The organism is Sphingobacteruim zhuxiongii, from assembly GCF_009557615.1.
Classification (GTDB): Bacteria; Bacteroidota; Bacteroidia; order Sphingobacteriales; family Sphingobacteriaceae; genus Sphingobacterium; species Sphingobacterium zhuxiongii.
This window is the reverse complement of the sequence record NZ_CP045652.1, coordinates 31913-53282: the sequence shown is the minus strand read 5'-3', so window position 1 is coordinate 53282 and position 21370 is coordinate 31913. Positions and strand designations below refer to the sequence as shown.

At 39.7% G+C, this 21370-nt stretch carries 17 protein-coding genes and 1 tRNA gene; 7 read left to right on the top strand and 11 right to left on the bottom strand.

Annotated features, from left to right (window positions below):
• Positions 1 to 48 precede the first annotated feature (48 nt).
• The 4 genes from GFH32_RS00290 to purD form a co-directional block, all read right to left on the bottom strand.
• Positions 49 to 984 (bottom strand): ISAon1 family transposase, encoded by a 936-nt coding sequence (locus tag GFH32_RS00290; protein ID WP_153509181.1) that lies wholly within the window; start codon positions 982 to 984, stop codon positions 49 to 51.
• Between the two features lie 40 nt (positions 985 to 1024).
• The gene (locus tag GFH32_RS00285; protein ID WP_153509180.1) at positions 1025 to 1378 is read right to left on the bottom strand and encodes an ISAon1 family transposase N-terminal region protein; all 354 of its coding nucleotides are present in this window, start codon (positions 1376 to 1378) and stop codon (positions 1025 to 1027) included.
• Positions 1379 to 1533: 155 nt separating this feature from the next.
• A tRNA-Glu gene (locus GFH32_RS00280) sits at positions 1534 to 1608 on the bottom strand.
• Between the two features lie 98 nt (positions 1609 to 1706).
• Positions 1707 to 2981 carry a phosphoribosylamine--glycine ligase gene (gene purD, locus GFH32_RS00275; protein ID WP_153509179.1) on the bottom strand — a complete coding sequence of 425 codons (1275 nt, stop codon included), beginning with the start codon at positions 2979 to 2981 and terminating at the stop codon, positions 1707 to 1709.
• Positions 2982 to 3086: 105 nt separating this feature from the next.
• On the opposite strand from purD, the gene GFH32_RS00270 reads away from it, so the two are divergent.
• From GFH32_RS00270 to GFH32_RS00240, 7 genes are all read left to right on the top strand, one after another.
• Positions 3087 to 5747 (top strand): MG2 domain-containing protein, encoded by a 2661-nt coding sequence (locus tag GFH32_RS00270; protein WP_160366848.1) that lies wholly within the window; start codon positions 3087 to 3089, stop codon positions 5745 to 5747.
• A 47-nt stretch (positions 5748 to 5794) separates the two neighbouring features.
• Positions 5795 to 6559 (top strand): enoyl-CoA hydratase/isomerase family protein, encoded by a 765-nt coding sequence (locus GFH32_RS00265; protein ID WP_153509177.1) that lies wholly within the window; start codon positions 5795 to 5797, stop codon positions 6557 to 6559.
• 1 nt (position 6560) lies between these two features.
• A complete protein-coding gene (locus GFH32_RS00260; protein WP_153509176.1) occupies positions 6561 to 7433 on the top strand; it encodes an SDR family oxidoreductase in 873 nt (290 codons plus the stop codon).
• A complete protein-coding gene (locus tag GFH32_RS00255) occupies positions 7433 to 8080 on the top strand; it encodes a hypothetical protein (protein ID WP_153509175.1) in 648 nt (215 codons plus the stop codon). Before GFH32_RS00260 ends, GFH32_RS00255 begins: the two co-directional genes overlap by 1 nt.
• A gap of 26 nt (positions 8081 to 8106) precedes the next feature.
• On the top strand, positions 8107 to 9846 hold the full coding sequence (locus GFH32_RS00250) for a phospho-sugar mutase (RefSeq protein WP_153509174.1): 1740 nt from the start codon (positions 8107 to 8109) through the stop codon (positions 9844 to 9846).
• The gene (locus GFH32_RS00245) at positions 9847 to 10389 is read left to right on the top strand and encodes an NUDIX hydrolase (RefSeq protein WP_153509173.1); all 543 of its coding nucleotides are present in this window, start codon (positions 9847 to 9849) and stop codon (positions 10387 to 10389) included. It begins immediately after the preceding gene.
• A 72-nt stretch (positions 10390 to 10461) separates the two neighbouring features.
• On the top strand, positions 10462 to 11775 hold the full coding sequence (locus GFH32_RS00240) for a nicotinamide mononucleotide adenylyltransferase (RefSeq protein WP_153509172.1): 1314 nt from the start codon (positions 10462 to 10464) through the stop codon (positions 11773 to 11775).
• Positions 11776 to 11901: 126 nt separating this feature from the next.
• Here the strand turns inward: GFH32_RS00240 and GFH32_RS00235 are convergent, their stop codons facing one another.
• From GFH32_RS00235 to rimO, 7 genes are all read right to left on the bottom strand, one after another.
• Positions 11902 to 12726 carry an N-acetylmuramoyl-L-alanine amidase gene (locus GFH32_RS00235; protein WP_153509171.1) on the bottom strand — a complete coding sequence of 275 codons (825 nt, stop codon included), beginning with the start codon at positions 12724 to 12726 and terminating at the stop codon, positions 11902 to 11904.
• 36 nt (positions 12727 to 12762) lie between these two features.
• Positions 12763 to 13515, bottom strand: coding sequence for a 3-keto-disaccharide hydrolase (locus GFH32_RS00230; protein WP_228384173.1), 753 nt, complete (start codon positions 13513 to 13515; stop codon positions 12763 to 12765).
• 315 nt (positions 13516 to 13830) lie between these two features.
• Complete coding sequence (gcvP, locus tag GFH32_RS00225) at positions 13831 to 16704, bottom strand: aminomethyl-transferring glycine dehydrogenase (protein ID WP_153509170.1); 2874 nt, start codon at positions 16702 to 16704, stop codon at positions 13831 to 13833.
• Positions 16705 to 17198: 494 nt separating this feature from the next.
• Positions 17199 to 17660 (bottom strand): hypothetical protein, encoded by a 462-nt coding sequence (locus GFH32_RS00220; protein WP_153509169.1) that lies wholly within the window; start codon positions 17658 to 17660, stop codon positions 17199 to 17201.
• A gap of 81 nt (positions 17661 to 17741) precedes the next feature.
• On the bottom strand, positions 17742 to 18344 hold the full coding sequence (locus GFH32_RS00215; RefSeq protein ID WP_153509168.1) for a Crp/Fnr family transcriptional regulator: 603 nt from the start codon (positions 18342 to 18344) through the stop codon (positions 17742 to 17744).
• On the bottom strand, positions 18344 to 19933 hold the full coding sequence (gene bshC / locus GFH32_RS00210) for a bacillithiol biosynthesis cysteine-adding enzyme BshC (RefSeq protein ID WP_153509167.1): 1590 nt from the start codon (positions 19931 to 19933) through the stop codon (positions 18344 to 18346). Before bshC ends, GFH32_RS00215 begins: the two co-directional genes overlap by 1 nt.
• 95 nt (positions 19934 to 20028) lie before the next feature.
• Positions 20029 to 21363 carry a 30S ribosomal protein S12 methylthiotransferase RimO gene (gene rimO / locus GFH32_RS00205; RefSeq protein ID WP_153509166.1) on the bottom strand — a complete coding sequence of 445 codons (1335 nt, stop codon included), beginning with the start codon at positions 21361 to 21363 and terminating at the stop codon, positions 20029 to 20031.
• Positions 21364 to 21370: the final 7 nt, after the last annotated feature.

The window sequence follows — 21370 nt, the reverse complement described above, 5'->3', positions numbered from 1 at the left end:
CTCACTAAAAGTTTGGGATCATACCGAAAGTTTGGGGGGTAAAGATTTTTAAGCATACAATTTCATCACTCTGTACAGGAAGAATGTTGTGTCCCTTACGCCACGGAAGACGCTTCTGAAAGCTTTGAGTTTTGCATTGAAGGATTCTGCGGAAGCATTGGCACTTCTATTGTCGAAGTAGTGTAGGATGTATTGATGATGCGCTGCAATGGATTTTGCCACGCTCTCAAAGGAAGCAATACCCGCATTCTCAACCTGATTGTGCCATAGGCCTAGCTTGGTAAATGCTACCTTTTTGTCCTTGCATTTGTTGAAGATGTCCCCTAAGGCAATTCCAAGATCATAAGCCTGTTTTAGCTTGGGGAACCGCAGGAATAATAATTCAGCACGATGTTTCTGGCTTTCCGACCATCGGCTTGGATGCTTGAACAATAGGTGTCTGGATCTAGCCAACAGCTGTTTGAGCGTATCACCATTTGGCAACAATTCCGGTTCATACGGGATCCCTCGCTTTCGTGATTCCATTATTTTCTTGCTTTCTGCATCCAAGACTTCCCAACGATACTTGATACGGAGTTCCTGCACGGCATCGTAAGCTAACTTTTGGACATGGAACCGATCGACCACACGTCTGGCATTTCTGAAACATCTACGGATTGCCTTGGCCATGTTGGGAGCCATATCCATGGTCACCTCCTTTACCTTATTCCTCGAGCGCAAGGGTATTCGCTCGAGAACAGCCATGATATCCTCAGCCTTGGTACCCTTTATAGTTGCTAAAATCGTTCCTTTACGCCCTTTTGCCGATTTACTGCTAACAATGGTATATAATTCACCGTTGCTGAAGCTGGTCTCATCAATGCTCAGGTGTTCCGATATGTTTTCAGGGAACAATGTCCAGCTCTCGGCATGAGGCTTTTGGTCCCAATCATGGAAATCACTGAGGTGGTTCTTGTATTGATCCTGTAGTTGTTTGCCGTCCATCTGGAAGAACAGACCTACCAATTGGGCGCTTACAGGGTAGCTATCCAAATATCTTCTTTAAAAAAAGCCCGAATTCCGTAGTCATTCGAGCGCCCTCACGCACTAGGTTCCAATCTCTTGTGATGATATCTCCGGTATCCAGTACCGTCCATCGACGACGGCGGATATGTAGCGTAACTTTCTGGCCTCGAATGGGAAAGTCTGAAATTTCAGTAGAAGGCATAAAACCCTTTGACTCCAACTTGCTGTGCTCATAGCCTGTCGGAGCAATATTAAGTTCATCTAAGTAAATATGGAGTTGATTGTCGACCTGATCGACTTCTAAAATCTGGAAGTATTCCAAAAGCCCTTCGGGCATCAATAAGGATAGTAATTTACGTTCGGCTTCTTGCAAGGGATATTTGTATTAAAGACGCTAAACTAAGAAATTTTTAACACTCCCCCCAAGAATTCAGCTTGATCCAATTTCTGAACATTTTGACCTGCCGTAAAACAAAAAAGCCTGCAAACGTTAAAGTTGCAAGCTTTTGTGTTTTTTGATCTTCGATCTGGTAGCCCGTAGGGGAATCGAACCCCTGTTTCAAGAATGAAAATCTTGCGTCCTAACCCCTAGACGAACGGGCCCTTTTGCTTTGGTGATGCAAATATAGCCTCTTTATCTATTTAGCCAAAATATTTTTTAAAGCAAACGTATAACTCATTGGATTTGAAAATATTATTTTTTATATCAAATCGAATCCGATGTCAGTTCTAAAGTATTTCCCTTCAAAAAACACTCTTCCCGCATCGGCGGTAGCTTGTTGAAGTGCAGAAAACAGATCCTCTTCCAATGCGGTAATTGCCAAAACACGACCTCCAGCTGTTACGACATTTGCTCCGACTTGCTTCGTACCTGCATGGAAAACTATGGACTCTTTTACGTTTTCCATATTACTAATTACCTTCCCATTCTCATAGTCTCCCGGGTATCCTCCAGAAACGATAACTACAGTAGCTGCAGTTTTTGGACTTACGGTATAAGAACGATCAGCTAAGTTACCTTGCGCGACACCTTCCAAAAGATCAACTAAGTCAGAGTCAATACGAACTAATACAGATTCTGTCTCTGGATCGCCCATACGAACATTGTACTCAATAACAAAAGGCTCGCCATCCACATTCATTAATCCGATAAAAATAAAGCCTTTATAAGGGATATTATCTTTTTTCAAACCATCTACAGTTGGTTTGATAATTCTTTCTTCTACTTTGTCAAGGAATACCTGGTCAGCGAATGGAACGGGAGAAACCGACCCCATACCACCTGTGTTTAATCCTGTATCTCCTTCTCCGATACGCTTATAATCTTTTGCAGACGGTAAAACTTTATAGTTCTCTCCATCTGTTAATACGAATACGGATAGTTCAATACCTTTTAAAAACTCTTCAACGACAACAACTTGACTAGCTTCACCAAACTTCGCGTCACTAATCATTGCTTTTAGCTCTGCTTTTGCGTCTTCATAGGACTCGCAAATCAATACGCCTTTACCTGCCGCCAATCCATCTGCTTTTAATACAATTGGGAGCTTCTGCGTATCCAAATAAGCTAATCCTTCTTCTAGATTAGACTTGTCGAATGAACGAAATGCCGCTGTTGGTACTTGGTGGCGAATCATAAACTCTTTAGAGAAGTCTTTAGACCCCTCTAGTTGAGCACCTTCTGCTTGAGGGCCTACCACTGCGATATGCTTCAACTGTTCGTCTGCAAGGAAATAATCATGAATACCCTTAACCAATGGTTCCTCTGGTCCAACAACAATCATTTCGATATTGTTGGCAAGTGAAAACTCACCAATACCCTTGAAATCAGTTACTTTCAACGCCACGTTCTCGCCGTACTGTCCAGTACCGGCATTTCCAGGTGCGATAAATAATTTTGATAGTTTAGGACTTTTAGAGATTTTATAGGCAAAGGCAGACTCTCTACCTCCAGAGCCGATAATAAGAATATTCATATCGCAAAGATATTGAAGCAAATGTAAATATCATCCTATCATCGCATCTTTTATAATTTCTTATCATTTTTTCGTATCATTATAATGATTTTACTGACTAGAATTATGAAGCGTCTCCTCTATTTGTTCACCGTGGTTTTGCTATCATTACAAATCCATATAACCTTCGCTCAAGATATAAATAAACTACAAGAGCAACTATTTGATTATGCTTCAAACCATCCCCAAGAAAAGATCCATGTACACACCGATCGAAATTTATATAGCGCGGGGGAAACCATTTGGTATAAGGCTTATACGGTTATTGACATCGAAAATCAACTCTCGACACTTTCCAACCTAGTACATATTGACCTCATTGATCCAAAAGGATCGATCATCGCATCCAGACTCCACGCTAATATTAGCGGGCTAAGTTCTGGGGATATCGAGCTGACAGACACATTAGTGGAAGGATCGTATCGATTGAGAGCTTATACGAACTGGATGCGGAACGACAGCTCATACTATTTTTTCGAGAAAGTAATCGAAATTGGTAACATGAGGACCGATGAGCTTTTTACAAACGTCAGCTTGGTAAGCATGGATGGTATCCAATACTATCAAATAAAGGTGAACAATACGGACGGTTCACTCCTCCCCAAAACAGCCGTTCGCTACGACATTTTTGATCAAAATAAACCTGTCGACAAAGGGAGAGCAACTTTAAATGAAAACGGCGAAATACTAATTAAAGTCGACAATAAGAATCGTGGAAAAGGCATATTACTTAGCATAAAGAAACCCGACCGCAGAACGATAAAGAAATACATTAACGGAAAATCATTCTTTTCCGAAAACGACGTGCAGTTTTTTCCTGAGGGCGGGAACTACCTTTCCAATGAACTTAATAAAATCGCCTTTAAGGCAACTAATCCACAAGGCAGGGGAATCCCAGCAACCGTAAACATTATTACAAACAGCAATGATACTGCGGGACGCGTGAAAAGCAATGAGTTAGGAATGGCAGCGACAACTGTCTTTCTTTCGGATAACACAACATATCGAGCAGAGGTAAAATTTAATGATGGAAGCACAAAAACCGTAGCCTTACCAACGGGAGCAAAGAGTGGTTACAATATGCTTGTCGCTACGAATTTTAACAAGATCTATACGCAGGTAAACCTCACTGAAGATCATTTGAATGGAAAAGATATTTACATCATTTATCAACACCTTGGAAAGGTATTCTATATCGCAAAACAATTAGCAACTAAGAAAAACCTAACATTTATCAAAGAACAGAAGGATCTCCCAACAGGCGTAATCACGATCAGTATTTTAGATCATATGCTGACACCTGTGGCGGAAAGGGCCTATTTTAATAACAAATCCTATAAAACGACACTCCAAGTTACGTTAGATAAAAATAGTTATAGCAAGCGATCTAAAGTCTCGAGCGACATTATTTTGGGTACGACTGTAGATAGTTTAACAACCGCAGCATTATCCGCCTCCGTTGTGAACCTGAGCCATATAGGCACAAGTTCTGAAGAGGGAATTAATATACTGAGCAGCTTATTGTTACAGGCAGATGTGAAGGGATATATTGAGCGTCCTTCATTTTATTTTAATGCCGACGGCAGCTATAAGACCGAGGATTTAGACCGTTTGTTATTAACTCAAGGTTGGCGAAAAATCGCTTGGAAAAATTTAGACTCGCTAGACAAGAAGCCAAAATTCCAAGCAGAGAAAGCTATCAATTTAGCAGGATTTGCTAGAAAAATAGGAAGAAAAGCTCCCGTTCCGAATGCAAAAATACAGTTGATATCCACCAATAATTACATGGAGTTTATTGATACTGTAGCGAATGAAAACGGTTATTTCGAGTTTAACAACCTAATCTTCCCGGATAGTATTAAGTTTATTGTTTCTGCTCGGGATCAAAAAGACAAAAAAAACATAGACTTAAGTTTAGTGAATACCCCCCCAGCAGAGATTAATCAAGAGCGTAACGGCCCATTGTTGAATAACAGCATAAATAGTCTTTTCAAAAATGAGCTACTTGCTAATAGTGAATTCTACACGGAGCTCGAGAAAAAAGGATTGATGGATAAAACTATTCAAATCGAAGAAGTCATTGTTCGAGCGGTAAGACCAAAGGCAGCCGAACACTCTAGCAATCTAAATCGTCCGGGAAATGCTGATCAAGTAATTACGGCTGAAGAGTTATCTTCATGCCCAAACTTAGAAGCTTGTCTTAATGGTCGGCTTTTCGGCGTTATATTTAGAAATGGGAAACCTTATATGACTCGAGGGAATGATTCTCCGATGCAGATTATTGTCGATGGAATGTACACGGAAGCGGATATGCTATCTATGATTTCTGCTCAGGACGTCGAAAGTGTCGAAGTCCTTAAAAGTGTGTCTTATACATCCGTTTACGGTATGTACGGCGGTAATGGCGTGCTCATTATTACCACAAAACGAGGCGGTGGATTTGCTACGAATTCGAAACCAACAGGTATGCTTGTTGCACAACCCCAGGGCCTATCGCTTGTTAAGGAGTTTTATAAACCCGTTTATGAGCCAAATTCTACGTCTGGCTTTCAGCGTGATCTGAGAACGACCATACATTGGGAGCCCAATATCATTACAACGAAGGATGGAAAAGCACATTTTGACTTCTACACTTCAGATGAGGCGGGAACATATCGTATTACTTTGGAAGGCATTGATTTAAAGGGAAATTTGTATAGAAGGGTCACCGACTTTGATGTGAAATGATAATATTTTCTGTAAATTACCCTTATTAATGTTCTAAATCCGTCCTTATGAGTTCATACTTAAAGACACAAGTAACAGATCATATATGTTACATCCAATTAGATCGTGGCCGATCAAATGCCATGCATCTAGAAATGATTGAGGAGCTCGCTACGACGATTCAACAACAACAGGATAATCCAAGCGTAGAAGCAATCGTCTTGCAAGGAAAAGAAGGGTTCTTCACTTCTGGTCTTGATTTAATAACGTTATTTCAATATGACGAAAATCAAATACGCTTATTCTGGGAAAAGTTTATAGACCTTCTGCACCAATTAGCCGCATTCCCTAAACCTAGCATTGCTGCAATTACAGGCCATAGTCCTGCTGGAGGCTGCGTATTGTCGATCTGCTGTGACTATCGGGTGATGGCTGAAGGAGAGTTTATAATCGGCCTTAATGAGGTTCCTGTGGGCATCATTGTGCCTTCTAGCATCTTCGAACTTTACAGCTTCTGGATTGGCAAAGGAACTGCACATCGTTTCCTACTGGAGGGAAAATTACTATCTCCTCAAGCGGCGTTAGAAGTTGGCTTAGTAGATGAACTCGTTCCTTTCGATCGCATACAAACTGCGGCAGGAAGAAGAGCAAAGCATTACATGCAATTCGAAAAGAATGCATGGGCTGCTACCAAGTTGAATATTCGTCGAGATCTATTGCAAAATATCCAAAAAACGAAAGAACAAGCCATTGAGCAAGTGCTTAAACAATGGTGGGCACCAAGCACACGTTCAATACTACAGACTATAATCGACAACTTGACAAAGAAATAATATGGCAGTACAAGGAGCTTTACAGAAAGATGCCTTAAAAGGCAAAACTATCGTCGTTACTGGGGGCGGTACAGGCTTAGGCAAAGCTATGGCCACCTATTTCTCGGAACTTGGTGCTAATTTAGTTATCAGCAGCAGAAAATTGTCGGTATTAGAAGAAGCCGCGACTGAGATTTCAGGGAAAACAGGCAATCAGGTTCTACCTATAGCCTGTGATATTCGCAATCCGGAAGAAGTTTCGAACCTCCGTATCCAAGCAGAGAAAGCTTTTGGACAAGTCGACGTTCTTCTGAACAATGCAGCGGGAAATTTTATCTCCCCAACCGAGCGTCTATCGGCGAACGCCTTTTCAACGATTATTGATATCGTTTTAAAAGGTACGGTTAATTGTACGCTAGAGTTTGGCAAAAATTGGATCGAAAAGAAACAGCAGGCCAATGTTTTGAATATTATTACGACTTATGCATTCACCGGATCGGGCTATGTGGTTCCGTCTGCTGTAGCAAAAGGTGGTGTCTTGACGCTCACGCGATCGTTGGCTGTTGAATGGGGAAAATATGGCATTCGACATAATGCGATAGCTCCAGGTCCCTTCCCTACAAAAGGCGCTTGGGATAGGTTATTACCGGGCGACTTAGCTGCAAAATTTGACTTTAAGAATCGTGTCCCATTGAAACGTGTTGGAGATCATCAGGAATTGGCGAACTTGGCAGCTTTTTTGGTATCGGATTATGCCGCCTATATTAATGGGGAAATCATTACCATTGATGGAGGTGAATGGCTCCAAGGTGCCGGTCAATTAAGTGGATTAGAAGCCATACAGCCAGAAATGTGGGATGCAATAGAAGAAACAATACGGAAAAACAGCAAATAATGATTAGAAAATGCCTAGCATACTTTTTTGTATGCGTGCTGCTATTTACTGCTTGTAATAACAGCAATAAAAAGACGGAAGAAAAACTCGATACTACACAGCGTGAAGCAATCGATCAACCAGAAGAAGTTCAGCAAATTTCTGAAGTAATCACTCGCTTTGTTCGGGCTTATATAAGCCAAGACAATGAGAAAATCAATGCATTAATCCATCCTGAGGAAGGTATTGCAATTATTTACCGTCCGGGAGCTGCAGACACGTTTTCTTTACTTGACACGTTCGATTTCAAAAAGCCTGTACCGGAATATTACGCCTATCCTCCCCTACAAAATGATCAGGTTTTAACGTTCGAAAAGCTACCTGAATATGATTGTGGGACTATGAAATGGGATAAAGTAGGCTTCTTCTGTGATACGACTTCAAATAGTCAAACACAACTTCTACAGACTATTTTAAAATTTGAAGAAGAGTTTGAGCCGACAAAACACGACGAAACGAATAAAAAACGTATTCAAGAGTTGGAAAATGGCAGTTACCGCGTTATCTTAGCGCAAGACGAAGAAAGTTTAATTTTCCACGTCAAGAAATTCGGAAACAGCTGGTATGTCACTTTACTTGACCGCGCTTACGGCGGCTGCGACGCATAAAAAAGAACACTATTTATTAAGACCTTATGGGCAATTTAGATAAAGAAACACAATCGAGAATCAACCAATGGTTGACGAACGAATACGACCTAGCAACGGTTGCTGAGGTGCAACAACTGGTCGACAACAATGAAGAGACAGAATTATTAGACTCTTTCTACAAGGAGTTAGAATTTGGTACAGGGGGCTTAAGGGGTATTATGGGTGTCGGTTCGAACCGTATGAACAAATACACGATTGGCAAAGCGACACAAGGATTAGCTAACTATTTGATTAAGCAATTCCCAGGAGAGGATATTAAAGTCGCCGTTTCTTACGACAGTCGAAATAATTCACAGGCATTCGGAAATCTTGTTGCCGATGTGTTTTCTGCGAATGGTATTCATGTTTATCTTTTCAAAGAATTACGTCCTACTCCAGTATTATCCTTTGCTGTTCGTCATTTCCACTGCCAGGGCGGTGTCATGCTTACGGCTTCTCACAACCCGAAAGAATACAACGGTTATAAAGCTTACTGGAATGATGGAGGACAACTGGTTGCTCCTCATGACAAAAATGTAATTTCCGAGGTGAATGCCATACAGTCAGTGAATGAAATCAAATTTGATCGCGACGAGCGAAACATTACGCTCGTGGGAGAGGATTTTGACGATATCTACATTGCCGCTAATACCAAGCTTTCGATCCATCCAGAAGCTGTACAGGCGCAAAAAGACCTAAAGATTGTCTATTCGCCAATTCATGGAACAGGTATCACAGTTGTACCAAAAATATTAAAAGCTTGGGGATTCGAACAAGTCACTATTGTTGATGAGCAAGCGGAGCCAAATGGTAATTTCCCAACGGTCATCTATCCTAATCCAGAGGAAGAAGAGGCTATGGCAAAAGCAAAGCAAAAAGGTCAAGATATTGACGCTGATGTAGTCATGGCAACAGACCCAGATGCCGACCGCGTTGGAGTGGCAATCAAGACTCCATCGGGAACTTTCCAACTCATCAATGGCAATCAAATTGGTAGTTTATTAAGCTACTATGTGCTATCATCAAAAAAAGCATTAGGACAACTTAAACCTAATGACTACATCGTAAAAACAATTGTAACCTCGAATTTATTCGCCGCGATAGCGGATGCACATCAGGTTAAATACTACGAAACTTTAACCGGGTTTAAATACATCGGAGAAGTAATGACCAATTTGCTTGGCAAGGAAAATTACCTTGTTGGCGGAGAGGAAAGCTATGGTTATTTAGTTGGTGACCTGGTTCGAGATAAAGACGCCGTAAATTCTTGTGCTTTTATTGCTGAGATGACCGCTTACTTTAAGAGTCAAGGGAAATCGCTCTATGATGTATTGATTGAATTATATTTAAAGTACGGATTCTACAAAGAGAAACTTATCTCTTTAACTAAAAAAGGTAAGGCGGGAGCGGATGAGATCAAACAAATGATGGCTGATCTGCGTGCAAACCTTCCAAAGTCTTTAGGTGATATTGAAGTCGTTGAGGTTCGCGATTATCAACTGAGCGAAACAACTGACATGAAAACGGGTAAGAAATCGAAAATTGATTTACCGAAATCTGATGTTCTTCAGTTCATCACGATCGATGGTGATGTAATCTCTGCGCGTCCTTCGGGAACAGAACCAAAGATTAAGTTCTATTGTTCAGTGAAAGAGAAGTTATCCTTCTCTACAGATTATGGACAAGTCTCAAACCGTTTAGATGATAAAGTTGACGTCATGATGGCGGATATAATCAAAGACTAAATGGAAAAGTGGAAAGTATTAGACTCTAAATACATCATACAACGCCCTTGGGCGACGTTAAGAGTAGATCGGCTAGAAATGCCTAACGGCAATATAAAAGACGAATACTACGTCTTAGAATACCCTCAATGGGTGAATATGGTTGCTATTACGAAAACGAACAAAATTCTCTTTGTTCGTCAATATCGTCATGGCGCAGGAGAGATCCTCGTAGAATTACCTGCTGGGGTGGTTGAAGATGGTGAAGATCCAGAAGTAGCTGCTCGACGCGAGCTATTGGAAGAAACGGGCTATGCTTTCGGTTCTCTGGAATATGTTTGTAAACTCTATGCTAATCCTGCTACTTCCGGGAATCCAACATACACTTATATTCTACGCGACGGAGTAAAAATACAGGAACAAGAACTTGATGCATCAGAAGATATCGAAGTCGTGGAGATGGATATTGAAGAAGCGAAGACATTCCTATTTGAAAATAAAATCGGACAGGCATTGCACAGCTCTGCCCTATTCTACAGTTTTAAGAAGTTAGGTTTATTATAATATAAACCTAACTTTATTCTTTCTTAGCCCTCCATATCGCAATATTCAACGCTATTTTGTTACCTTTGCCGTATGGCTAGAGAAATTTATGAAACAAAGCGAAAAGCGCTAAAAATCAACCTTAACCCTGATATTTACGGAACGTTCGCCGAGATTGGTGCAGGGCAAGAAGTAGCTCGTAATTTCTTTGAAGCGGGTGCAGCTTCTGGAACGATTGCAAAAACGATATCTGCCTATGATATGGCTTTTTCTGATGCAATTTACGGTGTTGAAGAATCAGGTCGCTATGTTAGCCGCACGCGCTTGAACAAAATGCTAGATCATGAATTCGATTTATTAAAAGAACGTTTACAAGGAGAAAAATACGACAGCAAGAAATTCTTTGCTTTTGCAGATACGGTAACTACGCTAAATTTCACGAAATCCAATGAACCACATGGGTGGATCGGTATCCGATTCCAACATGAAGTCGATGGACCTACAAATGATATTGTAATTCACGTTCGCCTCTTAGATAGTGACAACCGATTACAAACAAAGGTGTTGGGAATCTTAGGTGTTAATCTTGTTTTTGCAGCGTATTATTATGCGGAAAACCCGCAAACCATGATTGAGTCATTAGTCGACAACCTATCAATTGGTTCCGTAGAGATCGATTTAGTGAAAGTGTCAGGACCTATCTTTGAAAAGGCAAATGAACGCTTATTAAACTTGTATTTAATCGCTAAAGGTTTCGCAAAAGCCGCCATATTTAAACCTGATGCGAAAGCAGCACAAATCAAAGATTATCTTTATAAGAAGAATATCATTATTCTCCGCACTAAGTATCGTCAGAAGTCAAACCCAAACTTTGACCTATTCAACTTAGCCGTAGAAGAATTCCGCAAGAATACTGGTGCTACAGCAGAAAACACGGTTGTTTTAATCGAAGTACTTATGGGTAATGTATTAGATGAAAACTCTAATATCACCGATGAGGATTTAAATTATTTCGCAGAACGTGCTGAATACTTATGTTCCACAGGAAATAACATTTTAGTATCTAACTTTCGCCGTAACAATCACCTCGCAGAATTTGTTCAAAGCTTCAAACCAAGACATGTCGGTATTGCAACCAACGTATTCAACTTGAAGAATATATTCAATACACATAACTACAACAAGGAAAACTATACCAACGAGCTGCTATCTTATATCTCGGGCATGTTCAGCAAAAACGTAAAACTTTATGCTTACCCATATCTCGACAAAAAGAAGGAGCAAATCGTTACAACGAAAAATATGCCGGTCTCGGAAGAAGCAAAGCCGTTATTCGACTTCCTTATTCAAAACAAATACATTATCGATATCGAGAACTACGATGAGAAATTCGTAAAAGAGATTTAACATATATGCGGAATCGCTAAATACAAGAAAGAGCTTTATCGTGATGATAAAGCTCTTTCTTTTGTTCTTGAAGTTATCTTTCCCCTTTGAAAGACATCAAAATACGCTATTATAAATTCAAGGTTTCTAATCTAGATATTTCTTAAAAATCGCATATAAAATACGCATATCTTGTTCGTTCAGTGTCGCTACATTCGGGTTCTCTTGAATATAGTGGTATTTAAACCCTTTAATTGCAGCATCTAGGTTTTTCACATCAAAGCCTATAATTTTTAACGCGACTTTCACATCAAAATTTGCGGGCACTTCCTCAAGTGGCTGATCATACCAGTATCCAAATCCTTGATCCGCTAATATCTTCCACGGAAATCTAGACGGGTCATTCTTACGAGATGGTGCGTAGTCCATATGGCCTATAAAATTCCCTTGAGGGATATTATAGGATGTTTTTAAGTATTGTAAAAGCTTTACCAAAGATTGGATTTGACTATCTGGCCATGGATCGGTTGTTCCATTGTTGTCAAGTTCAATACCAATCGAAGAAGAATTTAAATCTGTATCATTCCCCCATCTTCCAGCACCAGCATGATGCGCTCTGAAATAATCATTAACCATCTGTACAATCTTTCCATCGCGACCGATCACATAATGTGAGCTTACCCCTACTTTCTGATTATGAAATGTCTTAACCGTTTGATCTAAGGAAGCTTGTGCAGTATGATGAATCATTACATAATTAGGTTTCCTCATTCCAAAGTTCGTTGATGCAATCCATTCCTTTTGATCTGCAGCAATTTTTGCGAGCTGCCCCTCCACTGGAGCTTCTTTATAAACCTCTGCAAATTCCTGAGCCTTCTTTTTGTATACTTTCTCAGAAGCGGCATATTTTCCACCAGCACATGAAGTCGCTAATACGACAATTACAAAATACAGAAATACGTTTTTAATCATTATTTATTCATTTATGTACTGATTGTTAAATGCAATCTAAAGTGCATCGACAACAAATTCGGGTCTAACTATCCCGGGTTCCAATTCAATTAATTGAAAATTCCGGAACTCCATTAGCGCCCCCTCGGCTTCTAAGCAAACATACCCTTTTCGCTTTGAAGCAAGTCGGATACTGTTCACAAATTTACCATTTATCGCCAACTTTACCGTACCGTCGATACAAACGACCGTATACTTATTCCACTCTCCAACTCCCAGACAGCGATTTTCAAGAGACTTACTCCGTTCGCCACGGGGATTATCCGGAGAAGCGGTCATTCCGCCAGCACCAAATAATTCACCATGCACGTAAGCAATCGGAGGAACAACACCATCCTTGGTATGTTGATTTACCCAATCTAACTCCAGCATCTGAACTTCCATCCCCAACGGTAAGTCATTCTTACCAGGAACCGCATCCGACCAAACAAACACTCCCGAATTCCCTCCTTTCTCTAAGTGTCGCCACTCTACATGGATGATAAAATTCTCATACATTTTTTCAGAACGAATGACGCCAATTGGATTCCCTTTGTTCACTAACACCTTCCCTTTAGGTACCCATGTGGTGTCGGAAGTATTCACATCAATCCACTGTATTGGTTTTCCTTGCTTTTTACCATTAATTATGGACTCCTCAAAACTTCTCTCTACCCCAAACTTAAATAGTTTCTTCTGGGCGGATGTCTCTGTGGACATTGCAGTCAACAATAAAAATAACGTTGTAAGTAATAGGTTTATTCTGCTCATAGCTCTAGGTTTTATTAAATCGAAGATAAGAAATTGCGATAAGACTCTGCAATCTCCATATCGCAGCTAAACCCACCCAAACCGAATCAATAAAACAAAGCCTACCTAAGAATCTATAGGATAGGGCATTTATCTCTGTATATGTAAACCCGGAAAGATAGAGGGGCAGGTAAAGAAAAATAGCGGGCAAAATACGTGCACTGAACAGATTCAAAAGTCCTATTGCTATTACAAATAAAAAGCGCCCCACAAATGGAGGCGCTTGGTTGACCGAAGTCAAATGACTATTGTCTGAATTAACCGACTTAATCTTCCTTACGCTTCAGCGTAAGCTTCGATTGGAGGGCATGAACAGATTAATGTTCTATCACCTTGTGAATCGTTTACACGACCTACAGAAGGCCAGAATTTATTTACTCTTAAATACTCTACAGGATACGCTGCTTTTTGACGTGAGTAAGGTCTATCCCACTCATCAGCCGTTACAACACGTGCCGTATGCGGAGCATGTTTCAATACATTGTCTTTTTGATCAACTTCTCCGTTCTCTACTGCTGCAATCTCTTGACGAATAGCAATCAATGCTTCACAGAAACGATCTAATTCCGCTTTTGATTCAGATTCAGTAGGCTCTACCATCAAAGTACCAGCAACAGGGAAAGATACAGTTGGAGCGTGGAAACCGTAGTCCATTAAACGTTTAGCGATATCGGCAACTTCAACACCTACGTTCTTGAACTCACGACAATCTAAAATCATTTCGTGAGCACAACGGCCGTTTGCTCCTGCATATAATACAGGATAGTGCGACTCTAGACGTGCTTTAATATAATTTGCGTTCAATATTGCTGTTTTCGTTGCATCCGTTAATCCCTCTCCACCCATCATTGCAATATAAGCGTGAGAAATAACTAAGATTGATGCCGAACCGAAAGGTGCTGCAGATACTGCAGAAATACCTTCTTCACCTGATATTTCAATCACTTCATGGTTAGGAAGGAAAGGCACTAAATGTGATGCCACACCAATTGGCCCCATACCTGGACCACCACCACCGTGAGGAATACAGAACGTTTTATGTAAATTCAAGTGACAAACGTCAGCACCAATATATCCTGGGCTGGTTAAACCTACTTGAGCGTTCATATTTGCGCCATCCATGTATACTTGTCCACCGTTTTCGTGAATAATATTACAAATCTCAACAATAGGTTCTTCGAATACACCGTGTGTTGATGGATAAGTCACCATTAAAGAGTTTAGGTTTGCTGCGTGTTCAGTTGCCTTCGCTCTTAAATCTTCTACGTCGATATTTCCACGTTCATCACATTTTACAACAACCACTTTTAAACCAGCCATTGAAGCTGACGCAGGGTTAGTACCATGTGCAGATGCAGGGATTAAACAGATATCTCTGTGTAAATCGCCACGACTATGGTGATAAGCGCGAATTACCATCAGACCTGCATACTCTCCTTGCGCACCAGAGTTCGGTTGGAAAGACATTTTAGCAAATCCAGTAATCTCACATAACCAGTCATTCAGCTCGTTTATCAACTGCATATAGCCCGTTGTTTGATCTACTGGAGCAAATGGATGTAAGCCACCAAAACGAGCCCAAGTAACAGGAACCATTTCAGTCGTCGCATTCAATTTCATGGTACATGATCCAAGTGGAATCATAGAATGACATAATGAAAGATCCTTCGCCTCCAAAGACTTGATGTAACGTAACATCTCACTCTCCGAATGGTAGCTATTGAATACTGGATGCGTTAGGTAATCCGAAGTGCGCTCCAATTCCTCAGGAATTGAGTTTCCTAATTCATTTGTGAATGCAGATAAGTCAACATCGTTTACTGATTTACCTTTAATCTTCGCAAATACTTTAACGATTGTTTCAATATCTGCTAAGGTAGTTGTCTCGTCAATAGAGATTCCTACGGTATTATCCGCATAATAGAAGTTAAGCTCTTGATTCAACGCTTCTGACTTCAATGGGCTAAGTTCTTTGTCAACTTCAAAACGCAAGGTGTCGAAGTATGAAGTATTAACTTGTTTGTATCCTAATGCTTGAATTGCTTTATCCGCAAGTTTAGTCAAGTCGTTGATTCTTAAAGCAATATTTTTGATTCCTTGAGGACCATGATATACCGCGTAGAATGACGCCATAATCGCTAATAGCGCTTGCGCAGTACAAATATTTGAAGAAGCTTTATCTCTACGGATATGTTGCTCACGAGTTTGAAGGGCCATACGTAAAGCGTATTCTCCATTTGAGTCTGAAGTTACACCAATGATACGACCTGGAATATTACGTTTGTAAGCGTCTTTTGTTGCGAAGAACGCAGCGTGTGGACCACCAAAACCCATTGGTACTCCGAAACGTTGAGAGTTACCCACAACTACATCCGCTCCCCATTCGCCTGGAGGCGTTAAAAGAGCTAAAGCCATTAAATCTGTAGCAACACAGATCGTAATGTTTTTATCGTGTGCAAACGCTGTGAACTCTTTATAATCTGCTACAGAACCGTCAGCGGCAGGGTATTGAACAAAAGCAGCGAATACATCGTCGGCTAGGTTATCTACCGTTAAATCTGCAACACGAATCTCAACACCAAAAGGTACCGCTCTAGTTTGCAATACGTCTAATGTTTGAGGATAGATGTTTGGCGTTACTAAGAAAGTATGAGCGTCTTTGTTTTTACGTGTGCTATATAGCATAAACATCGCTTCGGCAGCTGCCGTCGCTTCATCTAGTAGGGAAGCATTTGCAACTTCTAATCCTGTAAGGTCAGAAACCATCGTTTGGAAGTTCAATAACGCTTGAAGACGACCTTGAGCGATCTCTGCTTGATAAGGCGTGTATTGTGTATACCATCCTGGATTTTCGAATACGTTACGTTGGATCACTCCTGGTAAAATCACATCGAAATATCCTTGACCGATATAAGATTTGAATACTTTATTTTTTTCGGCGATTTGAGCAACCTTTTCAAGGTAAGCCACCTCACTTAATGCTGCAGGTAACTTTAAAGGCTCTTTTTTACGAATTTGCGCAGGTACTGTTTGCTCAATAAGTTCTTCTAAAGAGCTAACGCCAAGTACAGTCAACATTTCCTCTACTTGCGAAGCGCTAGGACCATTATGGCGATCCTGGAATTTCTCTTGGTAATTTATGTTACTCATTTTACGATGGAATTGCAAAATTTACAATGTTTAACGTTCTGTTATCCAATTTCTTTAGGATACTTTCGCTATAAAAAAATTAGATGTGCAAAGATACGCTTTTTATAGATATTTTTTGCGTCCACTTAAGTCTCAGAAACATTTATTAACACATCAATCGATTGCACATTTTGTTAAAATATATCTAATATCTCAAGACTATTGTTTCAATTCGATCAGCATATAGGTTTTATCAGTATAATATCCCTAAATGAACAACTTTCACATCGAAATGTAAAAAATATAGCTATTCGATACGGATAAATTCTACGGTTATTGTCGGAGAGGCTTGATGTTCAATGAAGAGAATGGAGAATGATATCGCGGAAACAAAAAAGGAAAACATACCGCGAATTATACAGGATACCAATCGTCAACATTAACTATAAAGAAAGGCCAACTTATGCTTTTTTATTCTGATCAGTTGGATATAAATTGTCCGCCATTTAATTGGTTTATTCTTTTTCTAATGTGCTTTTGGGAATTAAATAATCGTCTAAAAACTGAAGAAATTCATTGTACCGTCCCTCGTCAGTCTTTTGTGGGGTAAAACCTAGTGTAAATTGATTTGATTGTCCTCCCATTTTAATTTTTACAAAGACATCTTTTCCATCTGTACAACGCTGACAATCGTCACGACGAATATTGAGTAGCTGAAGATCTTCAACCATGCGGACTAATTTTTCGTATTGCTCTTCAGGAAGTACTGTAGAATATTCACTCGATATATTCGGCTCACATTTGCTTTCACGGAAGTCTTGACGCATTTTACCTTTAGAAATATCCAATTTGATAACACCGCAGGAACCTTGTAGTAAATCAACTTCCATTCGAAACCTATTTGGATCTATCTCCTCTTTAGAACAGGAGGTTAAACTAATAAAAGCGACAAAAAGGATGTAAATAGGTCTTATCATAGTTTCTATATTCAATCGGTATAAAAACAATAATAACAAATAATTAATAAAGGAGAAAATTTATCCGAAACTAAGGTGCATTTAGAAAGAATCTTTCGCAATCTCTCTTCGCACTCGGCTTAAACTTTCTGGAGTGATCCCTAAATAAGAAGCGATCATCCATTGCGGCACACGCAGTAACAATTGCGGATACATTGCAACAAATTCTAAATACCTCTCTTTTGCAGACATCGCTAATAAAGAATTAATCCTTCGTTGGAGAAAATGAATATTTCTTTGTAGAGAAGTTTCCGTAAAACAGGTGAATTCATGATTTATTTTACCCGCTTCTTCCAGGAAGTTAGGCTGGATAAACACGACTGTAGATGGCTCCAACGCTTTAATGTAATAATTGGAAGGTTCATTAAAATACATACTAGAACGATCCATTAAAAGCCAGTTCTCCGGAGCAAACTGCATAATATGTTCCCCTCCTTTTTCATCTAAACTAAACAGTTGTAACAATCCTTTTTCTACAAAAAGAATATGTTTACAAACCTCTCCAGCACGCATAATCAATTGGTTATGGTCAACTTCACGAAATTCAAATAGATGACTTAGTTGCTCAAAATCAGCCACTGAAAGACCAGTCTTGCTGTAATAAGAATAAAAATTCGAATGTTGTAGATTTTCGTAGGTTGTCATTAGTAGAGTACGCTGAATTTAAATGCTAAGGGCTGGAAGTTCTTCAATAAATCATTGAATAACTCGTCCCCATATTTTATATACAGAACAGCAAAATTCTCCGTTCTTTCTTGTAAGCCCCCTCCAGGAAACAATTTATCTTTGACGCGCTCGATCTGAATCAACGCATCCTCATGATTCCTTTTCTCAGCCTTCAACAGCTTCTTCTCTAAGCTGTTTATAGCCTTTTTTAGGCGCGCTTTAACAGCATCAGTACTTGGGCCTAGGCTTGGGTCTATTTTATGCGCACGAAGCTTAATTTTCCCAAAAATTGAATTCAGCTCCATCCATTCATCTTGTAGATTTAACCTATGTTTTGTCTTGCGACGAACATATTCGTTCTTCAAGGTATTTACAGGCTTGAAAATACTCTTAAAAGTAAAGTCTAAACGAAACACCTTTCCAGCAATACTATCATCCGTTATCAATGCGGAGTTTCTAGGTACTAGAATTGGAAATTGAACCTTATAGAAATCAAAATTTGCTTTAAGTTGTAACCAATAAACAATTTCGGCACCCCCTCCAATATAGGCTAAATTGGGAAGGATTAACTCTTGATACAATGGACGCATTACCACATTCGGACTAAAGCGCTCGGGATTTTGCTTTATTTCCTGCTTAATCTCGTCTTCCGTAAAGAAAATGTTTTGATGAAGTACCTCAAACCTCCCATCTGCTGTACGAACAATACGTTCTCTAAACTCATCGGTTAAATAAAAGAAATTTATCTCTCGCGCATGTACTTGCGTATTATATCCAGCGGACTTCAATGATTTCGAAGTCTCTTCAATCTTGTGCCAACTATGCTCTTCTAGTATATCTTTTTCAATAATCGGTGCAAAAACCTTCTTAAGGGCCGTCTGATCTGCATCGATAATAACAAGGCCGAAAGATTTGAAGAGAGAGTTGACAAACGTGCGCGTTGCGTCTGCTAAACTCGAATTAGACAAGTATGCTTCTTCGACCAATTCTGTTAATTTACTTGAATTCTCGGAGAGCCCAAACGTATTACAGTATTGCTTAACGACCTCGATCATACTATCAGTTTTCATGCGGCCTGTTGCAGACAAAGCATCGACATCCCAACTAATCTTTTTACCATAGACACGCGTGTGATTAATCTCGGCAAAGTCATGGTCTTCCGTTGCCATCCAGTAAACCGGTACAAAGTCATTCTCTGGAAATTTTACTTTAAGATCATTTGCCAACTTTATGGTTGTAATAATCTTAAAAATAAAATATAGGGGCCCTGTAAATATATTCAATTGATGACCCGTGGTAACCGTAAAAGTATTGTTTTGTTTTAAGCGCTCTAGATTTTGAGCGACTTCAGGGGAAGTTTCCAGCAAACTGCCGTATTGAACCTTAAGTTGATCAACAAGAAGTTCACGATATTGGAATTTCTTTTGCTCTTCAATTTGCTGTTTAAAGCCATCAAGATTAGGGAAATTCCCGTAATAAGAAGCTAAATCTGGCTGTTTCGCCAGATAAGCTAATAAGGTCTTGGAAAAACTGCCGGTATCGCTATAATCAATATATGTCGCTTTCATCTAGCTTTTGTAAGTCTGCTTCAAATGTAAAACAAAGAAGCATTTAAATTACAAAAAAATAAGGTAAGCCGGCCGTTTCCTAGATATAGTTACTATTATTTTACAATAGTTCCATATAAATCAAAGTCTTCCGCACGGTCGACTTTAACTTGTACAAAATCACCAATACGAGCGTAATTGGACTTCGCGTCTAAAACAACTTCGTTATCAACCTCTGGAGAGTCAAATTCTGTTCTTCCGATAAAATAATCACCATCAACGCGGTCAACCAATGTTTTATAGGTATTGCCAATCTTCGTTTGGTTAATATCATAAGAAATCCCTTGTTGAACCTCCATTATCTGGTCAACACGTTCTTGTTTCACCTCTTCTGCAATATCATCTTCTAATGAAAAAGCATGTGTCTTTTCCTCATGAGAATAAGTAAAACAACCTAATCTATCGAAGCGTGTCTCTTCAACCCAGTCCAACATCTCGTTGAAATCTTGCTCAGTTTCGCCAGGATAACCACAGATAAGTGTTGTACGCAATGCGATATTAGGAACTTTATCGCGAATCTTATTGACTAGATCAATTTGCTTTTGCTTGCTCGTTCCGCGACGCATTGAGGTTAGCATATTATCGGAGATATGCTGAAGTGGCATATCCAGGTAATTACAAATATTCGATCGCTCATTCATGGCATCCAAAATATCCATTGGAAAACCTGAAGGATAAGCATATTGTAAACGGATCCATTCAATTCCATCGACATCAGATAGATGGCGTAGCAAATCAGATAGATTTCGTTTACCGTAGATATCTAAACCGTAATATGTTAAATCCTGCGCAATTAGAATCAGTTCTTTGGTGCCATTAGACGCTAAAAACTTCGCCTCTTTTACTAAATCATCAATAGATTTTGAAACATGCTTACCACGCATAAGCGGGATGGCACAAAAGGAACATGGCCTATTACACCCTTCGGCAATCTTAAAATACGAGAAATGAGATGGCGTCGTTAATAAGCGCTCACCGAGAAGCTCATGACGATAATCTGCTCCAATCGTAGACAGTAACTCTGGAAGATCGTTTGTTCCAAAAAAAGCGTCTACATTCGGAATCTCAGCTTCTAGCTCAGGCTTATAGCGCTCGGACAAACAACCTGTAACAATTACCTTGTTGACTTTACCTTGATCTTTAAGTTCCGAAAACTGCAAAATGGTATCTATTGATTCCTGCTTAGCATTATCAATAAATCCACAGGTATTAATGACAACGATATCATTCGCTTGAATGTTATTAGCCTCATGAACGACATCCATTTGGTTGCCCTTCAACTGACCCATTAAAACCTCGCTATCGTGAATATTTTTAGAACAGCCCAAAGTAACCACATTTACACGTGGCTTCACTAATACGGGAGCTGTATTTCTTATCTTTGTTTTCATAGGAATA